The 3,203-nt window shown below is 56.9% G+C and carries 1 rRNA gene; it reads left to right on the top strand.

Annotated features, from left to right (window positions below):
* The first annotated feature begins 57 nt into the window (after positions 1-57).
* Positions 58-3,181 (top strand): 23S ribosomal RNA (locus FPZ41_RS45835).
* Positions 3,182-3,203 lie beyond the last annotated feature (22 nt).

Here is a 3,203-nt window from a genome sequence, read left to right as displayed (position 1 = left end):
TGTGTGACGGGTGGTTGGTCGTTGTTTGAGAACTGCACAGTGGACGCGAGCATCTGTGGCCAAGTTTTTAAGGGCGCACGGTGGATGCCTTGGCACCAGGAACCGATGAAGGACGTGGGAGGCCACGATAGTCCCCGGGGAGTCGTCAACCAGGCTTTGATCCGGGGGTTTCCGAATGGGGAAACCCGGCAGTCGTCATGGGCTGTCACCCATGCCTGAACACATAGGGCATGTGGAGGGAACGCGGGGAAGTGAAACATCTCAGTACCCGCAGGAAGAGAAAACAACCGTGATTCCGGGAGTAGTGGCGAGCGAAACCGGATGAGGCCAAACCGTATGTGTGTGAGACCCGGCAGGGGTTGCGCATGCGGGGTTGTGGGATCTCTCTTCTATCGTCTGCCGGCGGTAGGGCGAGTCAGAAACTGTTGATATAGGCGAAGGACATGCGAAAGGTCCGGCGTAGAGGGTAAGACCCCCGTAGTCGAAATGTCAGCGGCTTGCTTGAGAGACACCCAAGTAGCACGGGGCCCGAGAAATCCCGTGTGAATCTGGCGGGACCACCCGCTAAGCCTAAATATTCCCTGGTGACCGATAGCGGATAGTACCGTGAGGGAATGGTGAAAAGTACCGCGGGAGCGGAGTGAAATAGTACCTGAAACCGTGTGCCTACAAGCCGTGGGAGCGTCGCGCAAGGAACTTGTTCCTTGCGTCGTGACTGCGTGCCTTTTGAAGAATGAGCCTGCGAGTTTGCGGTGTGTTGCGAGGTTAACCCGTGTGGGGAAGCCGTAGCGAAAGCGAGTCCGAATAGGGCGGTGTAGTAGCGCGCTCAAGACCCGAAGCGGAGTGATCTAGCCATGGGCAGGTTGAAGCGGAGGTAAGACTTCGTGGAGGACCGAACCCACCAGGGTTGAAAACCTGGGGGATGACCTGTGGTTAGGGGTGAAAGGCCAATCAAACTCCGTGATAGCTGGTTCTCCCCGAAATGCATTTAGGTGCAGCGTCGTGTGTTTCTTGCCGGAGGTAGAGCACTGGATAGGCGATGGGCCCTACCGGGTTACTGACCTTAGCCAAACTCCGAATGCCGGTAAGTGAGAGCGCGGCAGTGAGACTGTGGGGGATAAGCTCCATGGTCGAGAGGGAAACAGCCCAGAGCATCGACTAAGGCCCCTAAGCGTACGCTAAGTGGGAAAGGATGTGGAGTCGCAGAGACAACCAGGAGGTTGGCTTAGAAGCAGCCACCCTTGAAAGAGTGCGTAATAGCTCACTGGTCTAGTGATTCCGCGCCGACAATGTAGCGGGGCTCAAGCGTACCGCCGAAGTCGTGTCATTCACGCATGAGGGCTAACGCCTGTGTGGATGGGTAGGGGAGCGTCGTGTGCCGGGTGAAGCAGCCGCGGAAGCGAGTTGTGGACGGTTCACGAGTGAGAATGCAGGCATGAGTAGCGATTCACACGTGGGAAACGTGTGCGCCGATTGACTAAGGGTTCCTGGGTCAAGCTGATCTGCCCAGGGTAAGTCGGGACCTAAGGCGAGGCCGACAGGCGTAGTCGATGGATAACCGGTTGATATTCCGGTACCCGCTGTGAAGCGTCAAACATTGAATCCAGTGATGCTAAGGCCGTGAAGCCGTTCCGGACCCTTCGGGGAATGGAAAGTGGTGGAGCCGCTGAACCAAGCTGGTAGTAGGTGAGTGATGGGGTGACGCAGGAAGGTAGTCCATCCCGGGCGGTGGTTGTCCCGGGGTAAGGGTGTAGCCCGAGTGGTAGGTAAATCCGCCGCTCATGCAGGGTGAGACCTGATGCCGAGCCGATTGTGGTGAAGTGGATGATCCTATGCTGTCGAGAAAAGCCTCTAGCGAGTTTTATGGCGGCCCGTACCCTAAACCGACTCAGGTGGTCTGGTAGAGAATACCGAGGCGTTCGGGTGAACTATGGTTAAGGAACTCGGCAAAATGCCCCCGTAACTTCGGGAGAAGGGGGGCCATTCCTGGTGATCCAATTTTCTTGGTGAGCTGGGGGTGGCCGCAGAGACCAGCGAGAAGCGACTGTTTACTAAAAACACAGGTCCGTGCGAAGCCGTAAGGCGATGTATACGGACTGACGCCTGCCCGGTGCTGGAACGTTAAGGGGACCGGTTAGCTCACTTTCGGGTGGGCGAAGCTGAGAACTTAAGCGCCAGTAAACGGCGGTGGTAACTATAACCATCCTAAGGTAGCGAAATTCCTTGTCGGGTAAGTTCCGACCTGCACGAATGGCGTAACGACTTCTCGACTGTCTCAACCATAGGCCCGGTGAAATTGCACTACGAGTAAAGATGCTCGTTTCGCGCAGCAGGACGGAAAGACCCCGGGACCTTTACTACAGTTTGATATTGGTGTTCGGTTCGGCTTGTGTAGGATAGCTGGGAGACTTTGAAGCGTGGACGCCAGTTCATGTGGAGTCGTCGTTGAAATACCAGTCTGGTCGTGCTGGATGTCTAACCTGGGTCCGTGATCCGGATCAGGGACAGTGTCTGATGGGTAGTTTAACTGGGGCGGTTGCCTCCTAAAGGGTAACGGAGGCGCCCAAAGGTTCCCTCAGCCTGGTTGGCAATCAGGTGTTGAGTGTAAGTGCACAAGGGAGCTTGACTGTGAGACCGACGGGTCGAGCAGGGACGAAAGTCGGGACTAGTGATCCGGCGGTGGCTTGTGGAAGCGCCGTCGCTCAACGGATAAAAGGTACCCCGGGGATAACAGGCTGATCTTCCCCAAGAGTCCATATCGACGGGATGGTTTGGCACCTCGATGTCGGCTCGTCGCATCCTGGGGCTGGAGTCGGTCCCAAGGGTTGGGCTGTTCGCCCATTAAAGCGGTACGCGAGCTGGGTTTAGAACGTCGTGAGACAGTTCGGTCCCTATCCGCTGTGCGCGTAGGAGTCTTGAGAAGGGCTGTCCCTAGTACGAGAGGACCGGGACGGACGAACCTCTGGTGTGCCAGTTGTTCTGCCAAGGGCATGGCTGGTTGGCTACGTTCGGGAGGGATAACCGCTGAAAGCATCTAAGCGGGAAGCCTGCTTCGAGATGAGGACTCCCACCTCCTATGAGAGGGTAAGGCTCCCAGTAGACGACTGGGTTGATAGGCCAGGTCTGGAAGCCCGGTAACGGGTGGAGGTGACTGGTACTAATAGGCCGAGGGCTTGTCCTCAGTTGCTCGCGTCCACTGTGTT

The organism is Streptomyces acidicola, assembly GCF_009377235.1.
GTDB lineage: Bacteria > Actinomycetota > Actinomycetes > Streptomycetales > Streptomycetaceae > Streptomyces > Streptomyces acidicola.
The sequence above is the reverse complement of the archived record's forward strand: the minus strand, read 5'-3'. Positions and strand labels throughout refer to the sequence as shown.